This window comes from Novosphingobium sp. NPDC080210 (assembly GCF_050281025.1).
Taxonomy (GTDB): Bacteria; Pseudomonadota; Alphaproteobacteria; order Sphingomonadales; family Sphingomonadaceae; genus Novosphingobium.
In genome coordinates this window covers 49,120-68,752 of the sequence record NZ_JBNNWL010000006.1, presented here as the reverse complement: position 1 = coordinate 68,752, position 19,633 = coordinate 49,120, and the positions used below count along the sequence as shown (strand labels likewise).

The following is a 19,633-nucleotide window of genomic DNA, read 5'->3' as shown; positions in this document are numbered from 1 at the left end:
CTGAACCATCCTGCACTCAGGTAATCATGGCTGCCAGTTCGATCAACACTGCCACCTCTCACCAGGGCGAGGCTCCACGGCGCAAAGTGCTGCTGGCCAATCCGCGCGGATTCTGCGCCGGGGTACAGCGCGCCATCGACGTTGTGGAGCAGGCGCTGGCCCGCCACGGCGCGCCGGTCTATGTCCGCCGCGCCATCGTCCACAACCGCACCGTAGTGGAAGGCCTGGAACGGCAGGGCGCGATCTTCGTGCAAGAGATTGACGAGATCCCGGAAGGCGCCATCGCGATCCTCTCCGCCCATGGCAGCGCGCGCTCGGTCAAGCTGGCGGCGCAAAGCCGCAACCTGCGCCTGGTCGATGCGATCTGTCCGCTGGTGGCCAAGGTCCATGCCGAGATCGAAGCCTGGTACCGCGCGGGGCGGCATGTCCTGCTGATCGGCCACCAGGGCCATCCCGAAGTGGTTGGCACCCTGGGCCAGGTTCCCGCCGGTGCCGTTTCGGTGGTGAGCCAGCCGGATGACCTGGACGCGCTGGACCTCGCCCCCAATACTGCCGTTGCCTATGCCGTGCAGACCACTTTCTCGACGCGCGAAGCGGCGGGGATGATCGCCGCGATCCAGGCCCGCTTTGCTGACGTCGCCGGGCCCCGCTCCAGCGACATCTGCTATGCCACGACTAACCGGCAAGAAGCGCTGGAGGCCATTGCCCCGCTCTGCGACCTGGTGCTGGTGGCGGGCGACACCATGTCGTCCAACGCGCGGCGGCTGGTCGAAGTTGCCCAGGCCGCCGGGTGCCCCGATGCGCGGCTGATTGCCGATGCCAGCGCCCTGCCGCTGGATGCCGTGCTTGCGGCAAGGACCATCGGCCTTACCGCCGCGGCGTCCACCCCGGAAAGCGCGGTTGACGGAATTTGCGCGGCCCTGACAGACCTGGGCTGCGAAGTGATCGAAGCGGAGGGCGAGCCAGAGCGCGTGCGTTTCCGCCCCGTCGCGCTCGACGCACTGGAGCCGCAGGCGCTGGCCGGCTCGCTTGAGGATCGCCTTTCCCGGCTGCGCGCGGACATCGAAACCGAGCTGGACAAGGCCATCGGCCAGGCGCGCGGGCGGGATCGCCGCCTGGCCGAGGCGATGCGCTATGCCACGCTGGGCGGCGGCAAGCGGTTTCGCGCGCTGCTGGTCGCGGCGGTGGGCGAACTGGTCGGCGGTTCCTATGCCCAGGCGCTGCGGGTCGGCGCGGCGATCGAATGCGTCCACGCCCAGTCGCTGGTCCATGACGACCTGCCCTGCATGGACGACGACGACCTGCGCCGGGGCCGCCCCACCCTGCACCGCAAGTTTGACGAGGCGACTGCGGTGCTGGCGGGCGATGCCCTGCTGGCCCTGGCCTTTGAAATCCTGGGCGAGGAAGCGACGCACCCGGATGCCAGCGTCCGCGTCCAGCTTGTCGTCGCGTTGGCCCGCGCGGTCGGGCAGGATGGCCTGGCAGGCGGCCAGATGATGGACCTGTTCCCCCCGGCCAAGCCCACTGCGCAAGACGTGTTCGAATGCGAATCCCGCAAGACCGGCGCCCTGATCCGCTTTGCCGTGGAGGCCGGATCGATGCTGGGCACCTGCTCAGCCGAAGAGCGCGCCCGCCTGCTGCGCTTTGCGGAGAACCTGGGCCTGGTCTTCCAGATCCGCGACGACATGCTGGACTCGATCGGCGATGCGGACGTGGTCGGCAAGGCGGTGGGCAAGGATGCCGATGCCGGCCGCCGCAGCGCCACCGCGCTGCTCGGCCTGGACGGAGCCGCGCGGCAGGCCAGCCTGCTGGAAGATGCCTGCCACGAAGCGCTGGACCTGTTCGGCCCCAAGGCCACCCCTTTGCGCGACCTGACCCGCTTTGCCGTCAGCCGGATGCATTGACTCCGGTTTAATCAACCCGGCTTCGACAGGCTCAGCCTGAGCGGAGTTAGGGCTCCTCGGCCACCCACCACCATCACCCCGGCCTTTGCCAGGTGACCTAGCGGCGCGCCTTACAGCCCCGCTTCGATCGCGATGCGGATCGCTTCGGCCACGGTGCGGACGCCCAGGGCGCGGAGCATGGCGGCGCGGTGCATCTTGATCGTGCGTTCGGTCAGGTCCAGCTCATAGGCAATCTGCTTGTTGAGACGGCCCTTGGCCAGGGCTTCCAGGATCTGGCGCTGGCGGCGGCTCAGCCCGTCCACTAGGGCGCGGGCCTGTTCGTGGCGGCTGGCGCCGCTATCGTCGATCGCCATTTGCGAACCGAGGAAATAGGCCAGCTCGCCCTTTTCATCAAACAGGGGCGCGATCATCACCGCGTTACGGAACGGGGTGCCGTCCTTCTTGTAATTGATCAGTTCGACCATCACCGGACGGCTTCCCGCCACGGCTTCGCGCAGCATGGCGGTCTGCTCCGGCTCGGTCCGGTCACCGCGCAGGAAGCGGCAGTTGCGCCCCAGGATTTCCTCTTTGGGATAGCCGGTTAGCTGCATGAAGGCTTCGTTGCAGGCAACGATGGGATTGTCGGGCTGGCGCGGGTCGCTGACCACGGCTGCGACCTTGCTGCTTGCTATCAGGGACTCCGGCGACATCGACACTCCAGCATTCCCCTAACCACTACCCGTATGGCCATATCGCAGACCCGGACCCAAAAACCTAGATCAATAGTGCCGGTCGCCACCTCGCCCAAACCCCCTCCCAGTGGTGGCCGGCAAAAACCTTCAGAACAAGGGGCATCCCATGAACATCATGCATGGCCATATCGTGCCGGAAACCTCCGGCGACAAGCTCCCCGTTCCGGAGGAGGTCCAGGAAGCGGTCCGCACCCTGCTGCGCTGGGCGGGCGACGATCCGTCGCGTGAGGGGCTGATCGACACTCCGGCCCGCTATGGCCGGGCGTGGAAGGAATATTGCTCGGGCTATGACGAGGACCCGGCGGTGCACCTGCAGCGCACCTTTGAGGAAGTCGCCGGCTACGACGAAGTCGTCCTGCTGCGCGACATCCCGTTCCATTCGCACTGCGAACATCACCTGGCCCCGATCGTCGGCACGGCCTCGATCGCCTATCTGCCGACCGACCGCGTCGTCGGCATTTCGAAGCTGGCCCGGGTGCTGCACGGCTATGCCCACCGCTTGCAGATTCAGGAGCGCCTGACCGCCGAGATCGCGCAGTGCATCTGGGACAACCTGCGCCCGCAGGGCGTGGCTGTGGTCATCAAGGCTACCCACGGCTGCATGACCGGGCGCGGCGTGCGCACCCACGGCGTCGACATGGTGACCAGCAAGGTACTGGGCTGCTTCCGTGACAATCCCAGCAGCCGCAAGGAAGTGCTGGCGCTGATGGGTCACGGCTAAGCAGGTTCAGGGTCGATGAAGGTCGCAATCATCGGAGCTGGAATTGCCGGGCTGGCCTGCGCCGACCGGCTGAAGGCCAATGGGGTCGAGCCAGTCCTGTTCGACAAGGGCAAGCGCCCCGGTGGCCGCCTGTCCACTCTGCAACTGGACGATCTGGCCTGGGACTTTGGCTGCCAGCTGGTTCGCGCGGAAAGCCCTGCCTTTGCCGCGCAGGTTGCAGCCTGGACCGAGGCCGGCCTGCTTGCTCCTTGGACCGAAGGGCCCGATGGCGCGCTGGTCGGCGTGCCCGGAATGAACGCCCTGGTTGCCGCGCAGTGCGCGCAGCATGACGTGCGCTTTGGCGCGCTGGTGCAGCGCATCGAAAGCGACGGTCTGTCCTGGTTCCTGTCCGGGCCGGACCTGTGCGAGGGGCCGTTTGCGGCGCTGGTCATCGCGATACCTTCGGAACAGGCAGCGCCGCTCTTGTCGCTGCACGACCTCGACATGGCGCGCGAAGCCGCCGCCGCCCGCTCGCGTCCGTGCTGGACCGCCATGGTGGCATTCGACCAGCCGCTGGATGGTGTGCCCGCCTATCTTCAGGACCGCGGCGCCATCGCCTGGGCCGCGCGCAACAATTCCAAGCCGGGGCGCGGCGCGGCGGAATGCTGGGTGATTCAGGCCAGCGCGGAATGGTCGCAGCAGCATCTTGAGCTGGACCGGGACGAAGTGGCGGAGCGGCTGCTCGGCCTGTTCGCGGCGGAATGCGGCACGGCCCTGCCGGAAGCGACGTTCCTGAAAGCCCACCGCTGGCGCTTTGCCCTGGCGTTCGGCCAGCGCGGCTCGACCGTGTGGAACCCCCGGCTGCGGCTGGGTGCCTGCGGCGACTGGTGCATAGGTCCGCAGGTCGAAGGGGGCTGGCTGTCCGGCGTGGAACTGGCGGATCAGGTGATTGCCGCGCTCAGCCTCCAATCGGCCGAGCGGGAAATGTCCTCCGCCAAGTAGTTAGGGGGCCAGCAGCCCCATGGTCACGGTCAGCACGCCCAGGCCCGTCGCCATCATTGCGCGCAGTTGCAGCCAGGCCGGCGGGACCGGCAAGGTGGCGGCAAGACGCCTGTCAGCGAGCGGGCTAAGCAGCACGGCCACACCCAGCGCCACCAGCGACGGCCCCGGCCAGGTCCAGCCCAGGCACCACGGCAACAATGCCGCCCAGCCGCCAAGGCTGGCGACGACGGAAAGCAGATAGGGCTCCCACCGCCGCTCATCGCGCAGCAGCGCCTGCATCCACCACAGTCCGCCGAGGAAGGAAAAGATCAGCGCCGCATAGAAACAGCCCGCCGCCATAGCCACCCAGCGCCATTCCGGCGAAGCAATCACCACGCCAAGGCAAGCAATCTGCGGCAGAATTCCGGCAAGGCCCAGGACTGTCACAGGGCGCGGCAAGGTCTTGATCGTCATGGCGGCAGACCAACGCGCATTAGCCGCGCCAAGCAACATGGACATTGGGCCACTGCCCGTTTCGGCAGGTCGCCACCGCATCGCCGAGGGTCCAAGCGAGGGCATGGTCCCGGTCGACGACACCCAACCTGCTAACGCCGTTGTGTTCGGCGCGGGCGGCGCCATTGGCCGCGCCCTGGTGGAACGCCTGCTGGACGATCCGCGCTATGGCGAGGTTCATGCCGGACTGCGCGGCGACGGCCCCGGTCCGGCAGGCGCAGTGCCCTTCCGCTTTGACCTGAGTGACGAAGAGAGCATCGCAGCCGCTGCCGCCTGCCTGCCCCAGGAACCCGCGCTCGTGATCGTCGCCACCGGCCTGCTGCACGATCCTGCCATGGGCATTGCACCCGAGAAAAGCTGGCGCGCGCTGGACGGCGCGGCCATGGCGCAGGTCTTTGCCGCCAACACCATCGGCCCGGCGCTGATTGCCAAGCACATGCTGCCCCGCTTGCCACGCCGCAGCCGCGCCGTTTTCGCCGCGCTGTCAGCCAAGGTCGGCTCGATCGAGGACAACCGCCTGGGCGGCTGGCATTCCTACCGCGCCAGCAAGGCCGCGCTCAACATGCTGATCCGCAACTTCGCCATCGAACTGGCGCGCAGCCATCCGCAGGCCATTGCCGCCGCGCTGCACCCCGGCACGGTCGACAGCCGCCTCTCCGCCCCGTTCCAGCGCGGCGTCGCGCCGGACAAGCTGTTCTCACCCGACCAGTCGGCTGGCTATCTGCTTGACGTGCTGGACGGCCTGACTCCAGCGGACAGCGGCGGCCTGTTCGCGTGGGACGGCACGCGCCTGCCTTACTAGGACCGGTCCCATGCCCAAGATGCGCAAAAAGGCCGACCTGCCCAGCAAGACCTGCCAGGGCTGCGGCCTGCCCTTTACCTGGCGCAAGAAGTGGGAGCGCGATTGGGACAACGTGAAATACTGCTCTGACCGCTGCCGCTCAGGCAAGGGAGTCCAGAAAGCGCCCCGCGTCGCGCCGTAACTGCTCCTGCTTTTCCGGCGCGAAGCGGTCCCAGGTGCGGACCATCTGCGCCATGCGCGGATTGCGCGCCAGCCGGTCGCGGTGGCGGGCGATGAAGTCCCAGTAGAGCAGATTGAACGGACAGGCTTTCGGCCCGGCCTTGGCCTTCACGTCATAGGCGCAGCCCCGGCAATAGTCGCTCATCCGGTCGATATAGGCACCGCTTGCCACGTAAGGCTTGCTGGCCAGCAGCCCGCCATCGGCAAACTGGCTCATCCCCACGGTATTGGGCAGTTCGACCCATTCATAGGCATCGGCATAGACCGACAGGTACCATTCGTGCAGCTGGTGCGGATCGATCCCGGCCAGCAGCGCGAAGTTGCCAGTCACCATCAACCGCTGGATATGATGGGCATAGGCCTCGTCCCGCGTCTGCTCGACACAAGCGCGCAGGCAGTTCATCCGCGTCTCGCCAGTCCAGTAAAAAGCAGGCAGCGCCCGCTGTGCCTCCAGCGCATTGACCCGGTCATAGCCGGGCATCTGCCACCAATAGATCCCGCGTACGAATTCGCGCCAGCCGATCACCTGGCGGATAAAGCCCTCAGCGCTGTTGATCGGCACCGCCCCGGCGCGCCAGGCCGCCTCGACCTTGCGGCACAGGTCGAGCGGATCGAGCAGGCCCGCGTTGAGATAGGGCGAGATCACCGCGTGATAGAGGAAGGCCTGCCCTTCCAGCATCGCATCCTGATAGGTGCCGAACTGCGGCAGGGCATGTCGCACGAAGTGATCGAAGGCGGCTTCGGCATCGGCGCGGGTAACGGCGAACCAGAACGGCTCCAGCGTGCCGAAATTGCCCGGAAACCGCGCGGCCACCAGATCAAGCACTTCGCGGGTAATGGCATCCGGGGGAAAGCGCGGCGGGCGCGGCATCAGCAGGTCCGGATCGGCCTTGCTGCGGTTCTCCGCGTCAAAGTTCCAGCGCCCTCCGGCAGGCTGGTCGCCCTCCATCAGCAGGGCGGTCTTGCGCCGCATCAGGCGATAGAAATGCTCCATGCGCAGGCCCTTGCGTCCCTCGGCCCATTCGGCAAAGCCGTGCCGGTCCGCCAGGAAGCGGTCATCCGGCAGCAGTTCAGTGTCGCTCCAGCCGCGCATCTCCTCCAGCAAGCGCCACTCGCCCGGTTCGGTCGCAACAACGCGGGTCAGACCCTTGCGGGCCAAAGCCCGCCGCACTTCGCCGCCCAGCGAGCCACTATTGCCGGGATCGTCCAGCTTCACGTAATCGACCTGCCAGCCTTCCCTGCGCAGTTCCTCGGCAAAGTGGCGCATGGCGGAAAAGACGAAGGCAATCTTCTTCTTGTGGTGCGGAACATAGCTGGCCTCGGCCAGAACCTCCGCCATCAGCACACGGTCCCGCGCCCGGTCGCCCGCCCGCAACGCAGACAGGCCGGGTGTCAGCTGGTCACCCAGGACAAGGATCAAGCGCCCACTCACCCCACCGCGCTAGGCGCAGCGGCGCCAAGCGCCAGCCTGTCCGGTGGGGAAGTGTCGCTCTGCCTCGAACCACACAGCCCTTCAAGACGCGATCAGGGAGAGGATTTCGCGCAAAGGCGCAAAGGACGCAAAGAGGCCGCATCGGTCCGCCGGAGGCAAAACTTTATCTGAAGTCCGCGTTTTCCGCAGTCGGTGCCGGGAAAAGCGGCTGCGCCGCAATCCCTTCGCCCCTTTGCGTCCTTTGCGCCTTTGCGTGAACCCCTGCCCCGCCGCCACCTTGCACAAGGCAAGCGGGTGCGAGGATCAAGCCGCCTGCGCCAGTTCCCCGCGCCGCACCAGCCGCCCCGGCAGCGCGCCGGTGTGGACGCCGCCCTGGTAGGTCACTTCGCCCGAAACGACGGTGCAGACGATGCCGTCCGCCTTCTGGTGCATCCGCTTGCCGCCTGCGGGCAGATCATACTCGATCGTCGGCACGTGCAGTTTCAGCGCGTCCAGGTCGATCACGTTGAGGTCCGCCTTGAGACCCACGGCAATGCGTCCCCGGTCGGTCATGCCGATCAGCGCGGCAGTCCTCCCGGTCAGTTCGGCAATTGCATCGGCCAGGTCGATCTGTTCGTCCGGAGCCGCATCGCGGACCCAGCGCTGCAGGAAATAGGTCGGGAAGCTGGCATCGCAGATCAGCCCGTAATGCGCTCCGCCATCGGCCAGCGCCATCACCGTATGCGGGCTGCCCAGCATTTCGCGCACCGACTTCAGGTTGCCCTCCGTATAGTTCGCCGCAGGGAGGTAGAACACCGCGCGCCCATCATGGCCGAGCAGCGCGTCATAGGCATATTCGTCCAGCGACAGGCCCGCCGCCTCGGCCCGCGCGTCGACGCGGTCATCGCGCTGCGGTTCGTAATTCGGCGCGTCGTCCCACTGGTAAGTACCCCGGAAAGCGGCAATCAGCATCAACGTGGTCGGGTTGGTATCCTCCGGCTGCTCCGCCAGCAGCTTCGCCTTGAAGGCCGGATCGCGCATGATCGCCACCCGCTGGGCCAGCGGCAGGTGCGCGATCTCCTTGTAGCTCGGATGGCTGCTGAAATGGTGCAGCGACAGGTCCAGGCCAAAGAACATGCCCACCGGGCGCGGCGCGACCTGGCCGCGCATGGTCAGCCCGTCACGCGCGGCCTGCTCCAGCCCGGCCAGGTGATAGCGCCAGCCCTCGCCCGGCTGGTTCGGCACGTCCAGCAAGGTGAAAGAGATCGGCCGACCTGACTTTTCGGCCACTTGGCGCAGGATCGGAAATTCCACTTCAGCCGGTTCAGCCGGAGCCGGAATGATCTGGAACACGCCCGCATCGGCATCATTCAGCCCCGCCGCCAGCGCGCACAGCTCGTCCACGTCGGAATAGAGGCTGGGGGCCAGGTCGCCCGCCTTGGTCCGGTGCATCACGTTGCGCGATGTGGTCACGCCAAAGGCCCCGGCGCGAATCCCCTCGGCCACCAGCTGGCGCATGGCCGCCAGGTCCTCGGCCGTCGGCGGCTCCTTGCGCGCGGCCCGCTCGCCCATGACATAGACCCGCAGCGCCGAGTGCGGGATCTGCGCGGCAATATCGATGTCCAGCCGCCGCTGGTCCAGCGCGTCGAGGTATTCGGGGAACGTCTCCCAGTTCCATGGCAGGCCTTCGACCATGACCACTTCGGGAATGTCCTCGATCCCTTCCATCAGCTTGACCAGCGTATCGCGTTGATCCGGGCGGCAAGGCGCGAAACCGACCCCGCAATTGCCCATGACCACCGTCGTCACTCCGTGCCCGGACGAAGGCGAGAGGCGGTTCTCCCAGGTCACCTGGCCGTCGAAATGGGTGTGCACGTCCACGAACCCGGGCGTCACGATCTTGCCCGACGCGTCAATCACCTGATCCGCATCGCCGCTGACCTGACCCACGGCAACGATCCGCCCGTCCTTCACCGCAACGTCGCCCAGCACCGGCGGCGCACCCGTTCCGTCGTGAATCGTTCCACCCCGGATGATCAGGTCAAATTGCGCCACGGCCAGTTCCTCTCGACAAAAATGCGGACTCGGATTCGGTCCTCTTTTGCAATTGGTTCCAGACGAAGCCCGCCTGAGCAAGCCATTTTCGCCCTTCTGTGCGATAATGTTGCAAGAACCAACAAACAGGCGTTGACACCCCGCCACCCCCCGGCTAGTGGCGCCCTCCTACCTCGGCAGCAGGTGCTTTGACCTTCTGCCCCGTGCCCAGATGGCGGAATTGGTAGACGCACCAGCTTCAGGTGCTGGCGCTCGCAAGGGCGTGGAGGTTCGAGTCCTCTTCTGGGCACCATTTGTTCTTCCGGGGGGATACCCCCGGACCTTCCAAAAACCGCAGTTTTCTGCTATAAATGACGCGCTTCGTCCGGGCGCGTTCGTAGCTTTCGACATGCAGAAGTGGGCTCGTGGAGACCTCTTGCGGGGCCTTTTGTTTTTCCGAATTCGAAGGCTGCCAGTGACCGAACTTATCGGCACCAGGTGCCGCGCCGCACAGCCGGGCGCGAAAGATCAAAGAAGCCCGGGTCGGCCAGCACAGCGCACCGTGGGTGTCTAACCGCTTGTCTTCCCGATCCAGAAGCGCCGACTTTGCCGGTTCGTCAAACCGTTTGGTGCAATCTTCGGACTGTGCGAGGCCTCCGATCAGGACATTGAAATATAAACCAATTTCATGACATAAGCGCAATGCCATGGCCGTTCCGCCTGTTCGGAACGCCGTGACATTCATCTGTGGCCGCGCAGGTATTGGACGTTTTCAACAGAGGTCGCACTCGATGTTTCACGAAATTACCCGAAATCCAATTCGCGCTGCACGCAAATCCGTACTGACTGGCGGTGCATCCGGCCTTGCTTTTGCAGCAGCCTTCGCCGCCACGCCAGCCCTCGCCGCGCCGTGCGGGACGGTCCAGGGTGTCTACGCACCTTGCGACGGAGCAACGACACCCGGTTCGGGAGATTTCACGAACAACAGCGAGATCATCAGTACCACCGACTATGACGTTCCCGCAATTGACGTGCAAACTGGCGTCAACATCGGCGTTCTGAACAATTCCTACGGTGCCCGGATTGTCGCACAGGGGGCCGGCGGCATCGGCCTTCGATCAAGCGGGCGGATCGGCATTCTGGACAATTTCGAACAGATCTACGGAACCTCCTACGCGGTCGAAGTCACGCAAAGCGGGGTGATGAGCACGATCAATAACAACGGCAACATCCTCGCCCAGAACACCGGACTTTTCGTGAATGGCGGGTTCATCGGCGCGCTTAACAATATCGGCCGGATCAGCGCAAATTCCGGGATCTATAACGCGGGACAGATCGACAGGATTGCCAACAGCGGCACCATCTTCGGCACCGGGGCCAACGCAATTTCTAATGACCGGGATTCGGACATCCTTGTCCTGCTGAACAATGCGGGGGGGAATATCGACGGGCGCTCCAAAGCCATCTACAACGGCGGGACCATCAGCGAACTGACGAACCACGGCACGATCACGGCATCGGGCACCACGGGAATCCGCAACCTGGCCAATATCGTCACGCTGACCAACTCGGGGACGATTGCTGGCGCCGTCCATGGCATCTGGAACATCAACAGCACTTTCGGCCAAGCGGTGATTACCATGCTGGACAACAGCGGAACGATCCGCGGGGACAGCCAGGTTGGCATCATCAATGAGGGCGGTGCTGCCATTGGCACGCTCATCAATCGGGCGGGAGGATTGATCACCGGTGGCCTGATCGGGTTGCGCAATTTAGGTACGATTACCACGCTGAACAACGCGGGTACCCTCACCGCCCCCACCGGGATCGCCAACGAGCGCGGAACAATCGCGACTTTGACCAACAGCGGTGTGATCAGTGGAGAGGCCAACTTTGGCATCTCGAATACAGGTAGGATCACCAATCTGGTAAACCGGGAAACTGGAGAGATCAGTGGCGGATCCTTCGGTATCTTGAATTTGATATCGATCGAATCTCTCACCAATCACGGCGTTATCAGAGGCAATGAGGCCGGACTTTTTACAAGCACGGCATCGTACGGCACTATCACAAACAGCGAAACCGGACTGATCTCCAGCGGCAAGATTGCATTCCACCTCAATCGAAGCACAGTCACAACGCTAACCAACCAAGGTACGATATCTTCCTCATATCAAGCGATCTTCAGCAACGGGACCGTCACCACGCTGGACAATGCCGGAACGGTTACCGGCGGCACATACGCAATTGAAAACTATAGCGGTAACGGTTCGACGGGAAACATCGCCACCCTGCGCAACAGCGGGACGATCAGAGGCACCGCATCCGGCATTTTCAACAATGGCGGAACGATCGGTTCGATCACCAACAGTGGCACCATCGCCGGGATAAGCGACACAGGCATTTTCAATTCCGGCGGGTCGATGGGCACGATCACCAATGAAGCTGCGGGCAAGATCACCGGCGGGACGGCGGGGGTCTATAACTCGGCCTTGCTGACCAGCCTGATCAATCACGGCGCGATCGGCGGGGCCAATTACGGGTTTTACAACAACAGCGAAGTCACATCGATCACCAACAGCGGCACAATCTCTGGGGCGACAACCTATGGCCTCTACAATGATGGCGGGGATATCGGTGCGATTGCCAATTCCGGCACGATCAGCGGCGGAACCTATGGCCTGTACAGCTGGGGTGGCTCGATCGGCTCAATCAGCAACAGCGGCAGCATCGATGGCGGCTTGGCCGGAATGCGCAACCAGGGTGCAACCATCACCAGCCTGACCAACTCCGGTACGATCACCGGCGGGCAGGACCATGCCCTGTGGAACGAAGGGGTGATCGAGACGCTGACCAATACCGGAACCATCGGCAGCAAATCCTCGCAATACGGAATCTACAACAAGTCCGGCCGGTTCCTGCTGGACGGCCGGATCGGAACCCTGACCAACAGTGGCACGATCACCGGGTCAAACACGGCAGTCTATAATTTCGATGGTATCGGCACTTTGACCAATCGCGGGACGATCGAATCTCCCGGCATCGGCATGCGCAACTATAGGCAGATGGACCAATTTACCAACGAAGGGACCATTTCCGGGGCCTATGCCGTGGTCAACCAGATCGGTTATTACACGGTCGACGGGGTCGATCGGCAGACCCGAGGCCAGATTACATCCTTGGTCAACAGCGGCTCGATCGAGGGGGACTCGGTTGGCCTTCAGAACGCATATGATAGCTCCATCGGCAACCTGCTCAACAGCGGAACCATCAGCGGGGGGACTTCCATCGGCCTGAGCAACGGGGGCACGATCGACCAGCTGACCAACACCGGCACGATCAGCGGCGGCTCAACCGGGATTTTCAATAACGGCACCATTGGCACGCTGGTCAATTCCGGTGAAATAGCAAGCAGCAGCAATGCTACGGGGACTATCTACAACAATGTAACGATCGGCACGCTCAGCAATCTGGGCACGATCAGCGGCGGCAGCAATGGTATCTACAACCGGGGAACGATCGATGCCCTGCGCAATTTCGGCGTGATCGAACAGGGTCTTAACAACGCCGGCACCATAAACACCCTTGTCAATGGCCAGGGCGGCGCTGGTGGCGGCGGGGCGATAGCGCCGCTGGTCCTGTCGGACCGGATGATCACCGGCGGTTATACCGCGCACATCACCTCGCCCAGCCATTACGGGCAGCTGGTCTATACCGGCGGCGAAGGCGTGCTGGCCGCGTTCGGGCTGACCGGGGAGTCGGTCCTGGAAAAGGGCACCTATCAGGATCTCCTGTCAGGGATCGCAACTGTGAACGGCCCGCTGACCGGCACCTTGGGCCGGTACCAGTGGTCGCTGGTCGCCGATGCGGCCACGGCGGGGAACTGGGATCTGCTGGTCATCCGGCTCGGCCCGGATGCGGTGAACAGCCTGCTCGCCCTGGGCCTCAGCCGGGACGAGATCATGACCGCCCTGGCCAACCGCGCGGCGCGCATCACCAATCTGCTGAGCACCGACTGCGGCAGCTTCGGCAGTGCGGGCCTGTGCCTTTCGGCCGAGCTGCGCCGCTTGGAGCACCGCGACGAAAGCGAGACCAGCATGGCGCTCAGCGCTGGGCTGCGGATCACTGGCAACCTGCGCGTCGGGGCCTTTGTCGACCTGCCGATCAACCGCAAGAGTCGCCTGGCTGGACTCAGCACCGATCAGGATACGGTCAGCTATGGCGGCTTTGTCGGCTATAGCCAGAAGGGCGATGGTTCCGGCCTGCAAGCCCGCCTGGTGGGGGCAGTCCACGCTCAGGACGTGACCATCACCCGCGCCGCCGACCTGGCCGATACCGAGGCGGGCCGCGGCCAGTCGCGGTTCAAGACCTGGGCCCTGGCGGGCGAGCTGGGCTATGCCTTTGCCGTGGCGCCGGGCAACCGCATCATGCCCACCATCGGCCTGCGCCATGTCCGCGCAGCGCGCGCCGCCTATGCCGAGGCAGCGGCGAGCGAAGTCGAGTTCCCCTTCACCTACGGCGCCTATGGCCTGCGCACCACCACGGCCCAGGCCGGGGTGACAGCCCAGGGCGACCTGGGCGGCAGGCTGAGCTACCGGGTCAGCACCGGGGTCGAATGGGACCTGGCCTCGCGCAGCGATGCTTTTGCCGGGACGAGCCAGGTGGATGACCTGCCCAGCTTCGCGCTCAGCCCGGCAGGCAGCGGGCGGCGGTTCCGGGGCAATGGCTCGGTCGAACTGGGTTACGAGTTCACCAGGGGCGCACGCATCACCCTGGGCGGCGCGCTGCGCGGTGAGGCCTTCACCAACCAGATCATCACCAACCTCACCGCCGGAATCCGCATCGGGTTCTAAAAACCGGTCGCCCGCCCCCCGCGTCGCATGGCGCGGCGGCGGGCGGCTCCAGCCGCGAGCTGGCTGCACCGTTATGGATGCATCTGCCAGGTCGATTGCTTGCGTTACGGATTAACGCGGACAGCAAATCATGCTTAATCTTAAGCACTTTCCGGACACTTCCCCCCCATGACCCCAACCCTCACCCCGCAGCAACGTCAGGAAGTAAACCAGGCCCTGGGCCAGGCGCAGGCTTTGCTCAACGGCGGGCAAGTCCAGGCGGCGCTGGCGCTTTGCCAGCGCATCCTGGCCGCCGTGCCGGGGGAGCCGCACACGCTGCACATGCTGGGCCTGATCGCCTATGGCGCGGGGGACCGCATGGCCGCGGTGGCCCATCTGCGCCAGGCCTGCCAATCGCCGAATGCACCGGCCATGGCCTTCAGCAACCTCACCGAAATGCTGCGCCAGCAGGGCGAACTGGCCGAGGCGGAGCAGGCGGGCCGCGCCGCCGTGGCGCGCGAACCGGGCTTCCCAGGAGCATGGAACAACCTGGGCATCGTCTTGCAGGAAATGGGCAAGCTGGAAGAAAGCCGCGCCTGCCTGGAAAAAGTCGTCGCGCTGGAACCCAGCAATGCCGAGGCGCACAACAACCTGGGCAATACCTTCCGCCGGCTGGGCCAGTTCGACCTGGCGCAACGCCATTGGCAACAGGCGCTGGCGCTCCGCCCGAACTATCCCGAAACCTTTACCAACCTGGCCAACCTGTTCAACGAACAGGGCGAATACCAGAAGGCGCGCGAATGCGGGCAGCGCGCGTTGGCGCTCAATCCGCAGCTGCTGGACGCTTACGTCAATCTTGCCGCGACAGAGAATGCGCTGTGGCAGCATGAGGCGGCGCTGGACTGGCTCAACCGCCTGCTCGCCCTCGCCCCTGATCACCCGGCAGGCCTCGCCGCCCGCGCACTGACCCTGAAGGATCTGGAGCGGCTGGACGAGGCCCTGGCCGATGCGGAGCGCGCGGTGCGCAACCGGCCCGACAGTGCCGAAGCGGCGAGCGCGCTCGGCTCGGTCCTGCTTGCCCATGGCCGGTTTGACGAAGCGATTGCCGCCTATGACCGCGCGCTTGCCCTGCCCAGCACCCTGCGCGAACGGCTGCTGCTGGCGCGGGCCATGGCCTATCAGGAAAATGGCCGCAGCGATGAGGCCCTCCGCCTGCTCGACGAACTGGTCGCCGAATTCCCCGCCTCGGTCCCTGGCTGGCATACCCGGGCGGACATCGTGAAGTTCAAGGCGGACGATCCCGCGATCGGCCAGATGGAGGCCCTGGTCGGCCCCGGCGGGGTCCAGTCCAATGCGGACCGGATGAGCATGCACTTCGCCCTGGGCAAGGCCTATCTGGATACCGGCGATTCCGCTGCGGCCCTGCGCCATCTGGACCAGGGCAACGCCATGAAGCGCGCGATCACGGTCTATGATCCCGATGCCACGCACCGCTGGATGGAAAGTCTGGCAGAGGCGTTTCCCGCCGACGTGCTGGGCCGGTTCCCCGGCGCGGGCGCGGCCTCTGCCATGCCGATCTTCGTGCTGGGAATGCCGCGTTCGGGCACGACCCTGATCGAGCAGATCCTGGCCTCGCACTCGCAGATTGCCGGTGCGGGGGAATTGAAGGCGATCTCGCTGCTGATCGAACAGGCTGGCGGGATGCCCCAGATGCTGAGCGGCATGACCGCCGAGCGGCTGACCGCGATGGGCGAAGACTATGTCGCCCGCCTTGCCCCCCTGGCCCAGGGCAAGCCGCACGTGGTGGACAAGATGCCGGCCAACTTCCTCCATGCCGGACTGATCCACCTGATCTTGCCCAATGCGCGGATCATTCACGCGCGGCGCGATCCGGTCGATACCTGCCTGTCATGCTATTCCAAGCTGTTCGGCGGAGAGCAGGCATTCACCTATGACCAGGCGGAACTCGGCCGCTTCTACCGCGATTACCAGGCGCTGATGGCGCATTGGCGCAGCGTGCTGCCCGCCAGCCATTTCATCGAGGTCGACTACGAAAACGTGGTCGAGGATATCGAGCGCGAGGCGCGGCGGATGCTGGAATTCCTGGGTCTGGACTGGGAGCCGGCCTGCCTGGACTTTCACCAGACCAAGCGCCCGGTGCGCACGTCCAGCGTCAACCAGGTCCGCCAGCCGGTCTACAAGACCTCGGCCGGGCGCTGGCGCAAGCACGCGGACCATCTTGGCCCCCTGCTGGCCGCGCTTGGGATTGACGCCAGCTGATCGGCACCAAGCATCCGGCGCAGTGGAATTTTCGGCCCGGCGTGATTGGTTTCCATTGCAACCAGTGCTAGGGAATCGGCATGCCTGCACCGATTGACCGCACCGCCCTGCGTGAAGCCTATCGCATGGATGAGGAAGCCTGCATTGCCGAGCGGCTGGCCCAGGCCAGCGCGGCGCGCGCGGTCCATCCCGAAGCGCGCCGGATCGCCACCCGGCTGGTCGAAGGGGCGCGGGCGCAAAAGGCGAGCGGGCTGGAGGCCGTGATGCAGACCTATGGCCTGGGCACGGACGAGGGCATAGCCCTGATGTGCCTGGCCGAGGCGCTGCTGCGCGTACCCGATGCGGCGACGGCGGACGCACTGATCCAGGACAAGCTGGGCGGGATCGACTGGTCCGAACACATGGGCGAAAGCGACAGCACTTTCGTCAATGCCGCCACCTTCTCGCTGATGCTGACGGGGCAGGTCCTTCAGCAGAAGCAGGCGGACGGCTTTGCCGCATCGCTCAAGCGCGCGGTGGGCCGTCTGGGCGAGCCGGTGATCCGCAAGGCGACGCTGCAAGCGATGAAGTACCTGGGCGGGCAATTCGTCTTTGGCCGGACTATCGACGAAGCACTGGAACGCGCCGCGCCAGAGCGCAAGCGCGGCCTGACCCACAGCTTCGACATGCTGGGCGAAGCCGCAATGACCTTCGACGATGCAGAGCGCTATCGCCGCTCCTATGCTGCCGCCCTCGCCCGGATTGCGCGCGAAGGCGGCGCGGGTTTGGCCGGATCGCCGGGCATTTCGGTCAAGCTTTCGGCGCTGTTCCCACGCTATGACTTCCTCCACGCCTCTGCCGCGCGCGCGGTGCTGGTGCCGATGCTGAAGGAGCTCGCCCTGGCGGCCAGCCGCGCGGACATTCACTTTACCATCGACGCCGAAGAGGCCGAGCGGCTGGAATTGTCGCTGGACATCATCGAGGACCTGGTCGCCGATGGCGAACTGTTTGCGGGCGGCTGGCAGGGTTTTGGCCTGGCGCTTCAGGCCTATTCCAAGCGCGCCGTCCCGCTGGTCGACTGGACCGTAAATCTTGCCCGGCAGTACCAGCGCCGGATCATGGTCCGCCTGGTCAAGGGCGCCTATTGGGACAGCGAAGTCAAGCTGAGCCAGGTCGGCGGGCACGGCGACTATCCGGTCTTTACCCGCAAGCTGGCGACCGACGTGTCCTATCTGGCCTGCGCTGCGAAGATGCTGGCCGCGCCGGACGCGATCTACCCCGCCTTCGCCACGCACAATGCCTATACCATCGGCGCGATCAAGGCGCTGGCGGGCAAGGCCGAGTTCGAATTCCAGCGCCTGCACGGCATGGGCGAGGACGTTTACGAGGAACTGGCCCGGCTGGAGGCAGAGCGCGGCGAAGCGCGCACGCCGGTGCGGATCTACGCGCCCGTCGGCGGGCACAAGGAACTGCTGGCCTATCTGGTCCGCCGCCTGCTGGAAAACGGCGCCAACTCGTCCTTCGTCAACCGCATGGCCGATGCCGATGTGCCGGTGGACGAACTGGTCAGCGATCCGGTGGCGGACCTCGCCGCCCTACCCCTGCGCCGCAATCCCGCCATTGCCCTGCCGCGCGACCTGTTCCCGGGGCGGGTCAACAGCGCCGGGGTGGACCTGGCCGATCCGCTGGTGCGCGAACCCCTGCTTGCGCGCCTCGCCAAGCTGGGTGAGAAGGAATACGTCATTTGCGGCGGCAAGGGCGCGATCTGCCAGATTCAGGCGCCCCATGACCTGCGCCAGCCGGTCGGCAGCATTGGCGAGGCGACTGCCGCCGATGTCGACGCCGCGATCACCGCCGCTCTTGCCGCCCAGCCCGCCTGGGACGCACGGGGCGGCGCGGCGCGGGCCGAGCTGCTGGAGCGCGCGGCCGACCTGTACGAGGACAATACCGAGCTGCTGCTTTCGCTGTGCCAGCGCGAGGCGGGCAAGACTTTGGTCGACGCCGTGCTGGAACTGCGCGAGGCGGTCGACTTCCTGCGCTATTACGCGGCAGAGGCGCGGCGGCTGTTCACGCCCGAAGGCGAACGCCTGCCCGGCCCGACCGGCGAGGAAAACCGCCTGCGCCTCCATGGCCGGGGCGTTTTCGTCGCGATTTCGCCGTGGAACTTCCCGCTGGCGATCTTCACCGGGCTGGTTGCCGGGCCGCTGGCGGCGGGCAATTCGGTCATCGCCAAGCCCGCCGAACAGACCCCGCTGATCGCCGCCTTTGCCGTGCAACTGCTGCACCAGGCCGGCATTCCGGCAGAGGCCCTGCACCTCACCGCCGGAGACGGCGCGGTGGGCGCAATGCTCACCGCCGATCCGCGCATTGCCGGGGTCGCCTTCACCGGATCGACCGAGACGGCGCGGGCAATCAACCGCAGCCTGGCCAGCCGTGACGGCCCGATTGCGACCTTCGTGGCGGAAACCGGCGGCCAGAACGCGATGATCGCGGACAGTTCCGCCCTGCCCGAACAGGTCACCCGCGACGTTCTGGCCAGCGCCTTCCAGAGCGCGGGCCAGCGCTGCTCGGCCCTGCGCGTGCTCTACCTTCAGGACGACATTTACGACACCGTGCTGGAGATGATCCGGGGCGGGTTCGAAGCGCTGGTGATTGGCAGCCCGGACGACCTGGCCACCGATGTCGGCCCGGTGATCGACGGTGAGGCCAAGGCCAAGCTGGAAGCCCACATCGCCGCCATGCGCCAGGCCGGACGGCAGGTGTGGCAGCGCGATCTGCCGCCCGCCTGCGCCCACGGAACGTTCGTGGCGCCGACCATCATCGAGATCGGCTCGATCCGCGACCTGGACCGCGAACACTTCGGCCCGGTGCTGCACGTCGCCCGGTTCAAGGCCAATGAGCTGGAGCAAGTCATCGACGAGATCAACGCCTGCCAGTTCGGCCTGACCCTGGGCCTGCACAGCCGGATCGACGCCACCCGCCAGCTGGTCGAGGCGCGGGCCAGAGTCGGCAACTTCTACGTCAACCGCAACCAGATCGGCGCGGTGGTCGGCAGCCAGCCGTTCGGCGGCGAAGGGCTGTCCGGCACCGGCCCCAAGGCAGGCGGCCCGCACTACATCGCCCGCTTCGCCACGGAACGCGTGACCTGCATCGACACCACCGCCGCCGGGGGCAATGCGACGCTGATGGCGGGTTAGGCGGCAGTCCTTCGAGACAGCCCCTCAGCCTACGGCTTCGCGGCTTCCTC

General features: G+C 65.6%; 12 protein-coding genes and 1 tRNA gene. 9 read left to right on the top strand and 4 right to left on the bottom strand.

The window, feature by feature from the left end; all coding sequences use genetic code 11:
* Window positions 1-26: 26 nt before the first annotated feature.
* Entirely contained in the window at window positions 27-1,904 is a 1,878-nt protein-coding gene (ispH, locus tag ACQKOE_RS14545; protein ID WP_427513437.1) for a 4-hydroxy-3-methylbut-2-enyl diphosphate reductase, read from the top strand.
* 110 nt (window positions 1,905-2,014) lie between these two features.
* Here ispH and ACQKOE_RS14540 read toward each other — a convergent pair whose 3' ends face one another.
* Window positions 2,015-2,593, bottom strand: a complete 579-nt coding sequence (locus ACQKOE_RS14540; RefSeq protein ID WP_427513436.1) for a PAS domain-containing protein — start codon at window positions 2,591-2,593, stop codon at window positions 2,015-2,017.
* Between the two features lie 148 nt (window positions 2,594-2,741).
* On the opposite strand from ACQKOE_RS14540, the gene folE reads away from it, so the two are divergent.
* On the top strand, window positions 2,742-3,356 hold the full coding sequence (gene folE, locus ACQKOE_RS14535; RefSeq protein ID WP_427513435.1) for a GTP cyclohydrolase I FolE: 615 nt from the start codon (window positions 2,742-2,744) through the stop codon (window positions 3,354-3,356).
* Window positions 3,357-3,371: 15 nt separating this feature from the next.
* The gene (locus tag ACQKOE_RS14530; RefSeq protein WP_427513434.1) at window positions 3,372-4,337 is read left to right on the top strand and encodes an NAD(P)/FAD-dependent oxidoreductase; all 966 of its coding nucleotides are present in this window, start codon (window positions 3,372-3,374) and stop codon (window positions 4,335-4,337) included.
* Here the strand turns inward: ACQKOE_RS14530 and ACQKOE_RS14525 are convergent, their stop codons facing one another.
* On the bottom strand, window positions 4,338-4,790 hold the full coding sequence (locus ACQKOE_RS14525) for a DUF3429 domain-containing protein (protein WP_427513433.1): 453 nt from the start codon (window positions 4,788-4,790) through the stop codon (window positions 4,338-4,340).
* 103 nt (window positions 4,791-4,893) lie between these two features.
* Between ACQKOE_RS14525 and ACQKOE_RS14520 the strand changes: the two genes are divergently transcribed.
* Together ACQKOE_RS14520 and ACQKOE_RS14515 are read left to right on the top strand one after the other, a co-directional pair.
* Window positions 4,894-5,631 (top strand): SDR family NAD(P)-dependent oxidoreductase, encoded by a 738-nt coding sequence (locus ACQKOE_RS14520; RefSeq protein WP_427513498.1) that lies wholly within the window; start codon window positions 4,894-4,896, stop codon window positions 5,629-5,631.
* Window positions 5,632-5,641: 10 nt separating this feature from the next.
* Complete coding sequence (locus ACQKOE_RS14515; protein ID WP_427513432.1) at window positions 5,642-5,812, top strand: DUF2256 domain-containing protein; 171 nt, start codon at window positions 5,642-5,644, stop codon at window positions 5,810-5,812.
* Here the strand turns inward: ACQKOE_RS14515 and ACQKOE_RS14510 are convergent.
* Window positions 5,771-7,270, bottom strand: coding sequence for a cryptochrome/photolyase family protein (locus ACQKOE_RS14510; RefSeq protein ID WP_427513431.1), 1,500 nt, complete (start codon window positions 7,268-7,270; stop codon window positions 5,771-5,773). The genes ACQKOE_RS14515 and ACQKOE_RS14510 overlap by 42 nt on opposite strands.
* Before the next feature lie 315 nt (window positions 7,271-7,585).
* The gene (locus tag ACQKOE_RS14505; protein ID WP_427513430.1) at window positions 7,586-9,316 is read right to left on the bottom strand and encodes an N-acyl-D-amino-acid deacylase family protein; all 1,731 of its coding nucleotides are present in this window, start codon (window positions 9,314-9,316) and stop codon (window positions 7,586-7,588) included.
* A gap of 205 nt (window positions 9,317-9,521) precedes the next feature.
* Between ACQKOE_RS14505 and ACQKOE_RS14500 the strand changes: the two genes are divergently transcribed.
* The 4 genes from ACQKOE_RS14500 (at window position 9,522) to putA (ending at window position 19,583) form a co-directional block, all read left to right on the top strand.
* Window positions 9,522-9,608, top strand: a tRNA-Leu gene (locus tag ACQKOE_RS14500).
* A gap of 478 nt (window positions 9,609-10,086) precedes the next feature.
* Complete coding sequence (locus tag ACQKOE_RS14495; protein ID WP_427513429.1) at window positions 10,087-14,148, top strand: hypothetical protein; 4,062 nt, start codon at window positions 10,087-10,089, stop codon at window positions 14,146-14,148.
* Window positions 14,149-14,316: 168 nt separating this feature from the next.
* Entirely contained in the window at window positions 14,317-16,407 is a 2,091-nt protein-coding gene (locus ACQKOE_RS14490) for a tetratricopeptide repeat-containing sulfotransferase family protein (protein ID WP_427513428.1), read from the top strand.
* A gap of 80 nt (window positions 16,408-16,487) precedes the next feature.
* Window positions 16,488-19,583, top strand: a complete 3,096-nt coding sequence (gene putA, locus ACQKOE_RS14485) for a bifunctional proline dehydrogenase/L-glutamate gamma-semialdehyde dehydrogenase PutA (RefSeq protein ID WP_427513427.1) — start codon at window positions 16,488-16,490, stop codon at window positions 19,581-19,583.
* The last annotated feature ends 50 nt before the right edge of the window (window positions 19,584-19,633 follow it).

Bases quoted from the DNA above. Each gene is read 5' to 3' on its own strand.
- ispH (WP_427513437.1), top strand. From the start codon at position 27: ATGGCTGCCAGTTCGATCAACACTGCCACCTCTCACCAGGGCGAGGCT.
- ACQKOE_RS14540 (WP_427513436.1), bottom strand. From the start codon at position 2,593: ATGTCGCCGGAGTCCCTGATAGCAAGCAGCAAGGTCGCAGCCGTGGTC.
- folE (WP_427513435.1), top strand. From the start codon at position 2,742: ATGAACATCATGCATGGCCATATCGTGCCGGAAACCTCCGGCGACAAG.
- ACQKOE_RS14530 (WP_427513434.1), top strand. From the start codon at position 3,372: ATGAAGGTCGCAATCATCGGAGCTGGAATTGCCGGGCTGGCCTGCGCC.
- ACQKOE_RS14525 (WP_427513433.1), bottom strand. From the start codon at position 4,790: ATGACGATCAAGACCTTGCCGCGCCCTGTGACAGTCCTGGGCCTTGCC.
- ACQKOE_RS14520 (WP_427513498.1), top strand. From the start codon at position 4,894: ATGGTCCCGGTCGACGACACCCAACCTGCTAACGCCGTTGTGTTCGGC.
- ACQKOE_RS14515 (WP_427513432.1), top strand. From the start codon at position 5,642: ATGCCCAAGATGCGCAAAAAGGCCGACCTGCCCAGCAAGACCTGCCAG.
- ACQKOE_RS14495 (WP_427513429.1), top strand. From the start codon at position 10,087: ATGTTTCACGAAATTACCCGAAATCCAATTCGCGCTGCACGCAAATCC.
- ACQKOE_RS14490 (WP_427513428.1), top strand. From the start codon at position 14,317: ATGACCCCAACCCTCACCCCGCAGCAACGTCAGGAAGTAAACCAGGCC.
- putA (WP_427513427.1), top strand. From the start codon at position 16,488: ATGCCTGCACCGATTGACCGCACCGCCCTGCGTGAAGCCTATCGCATG.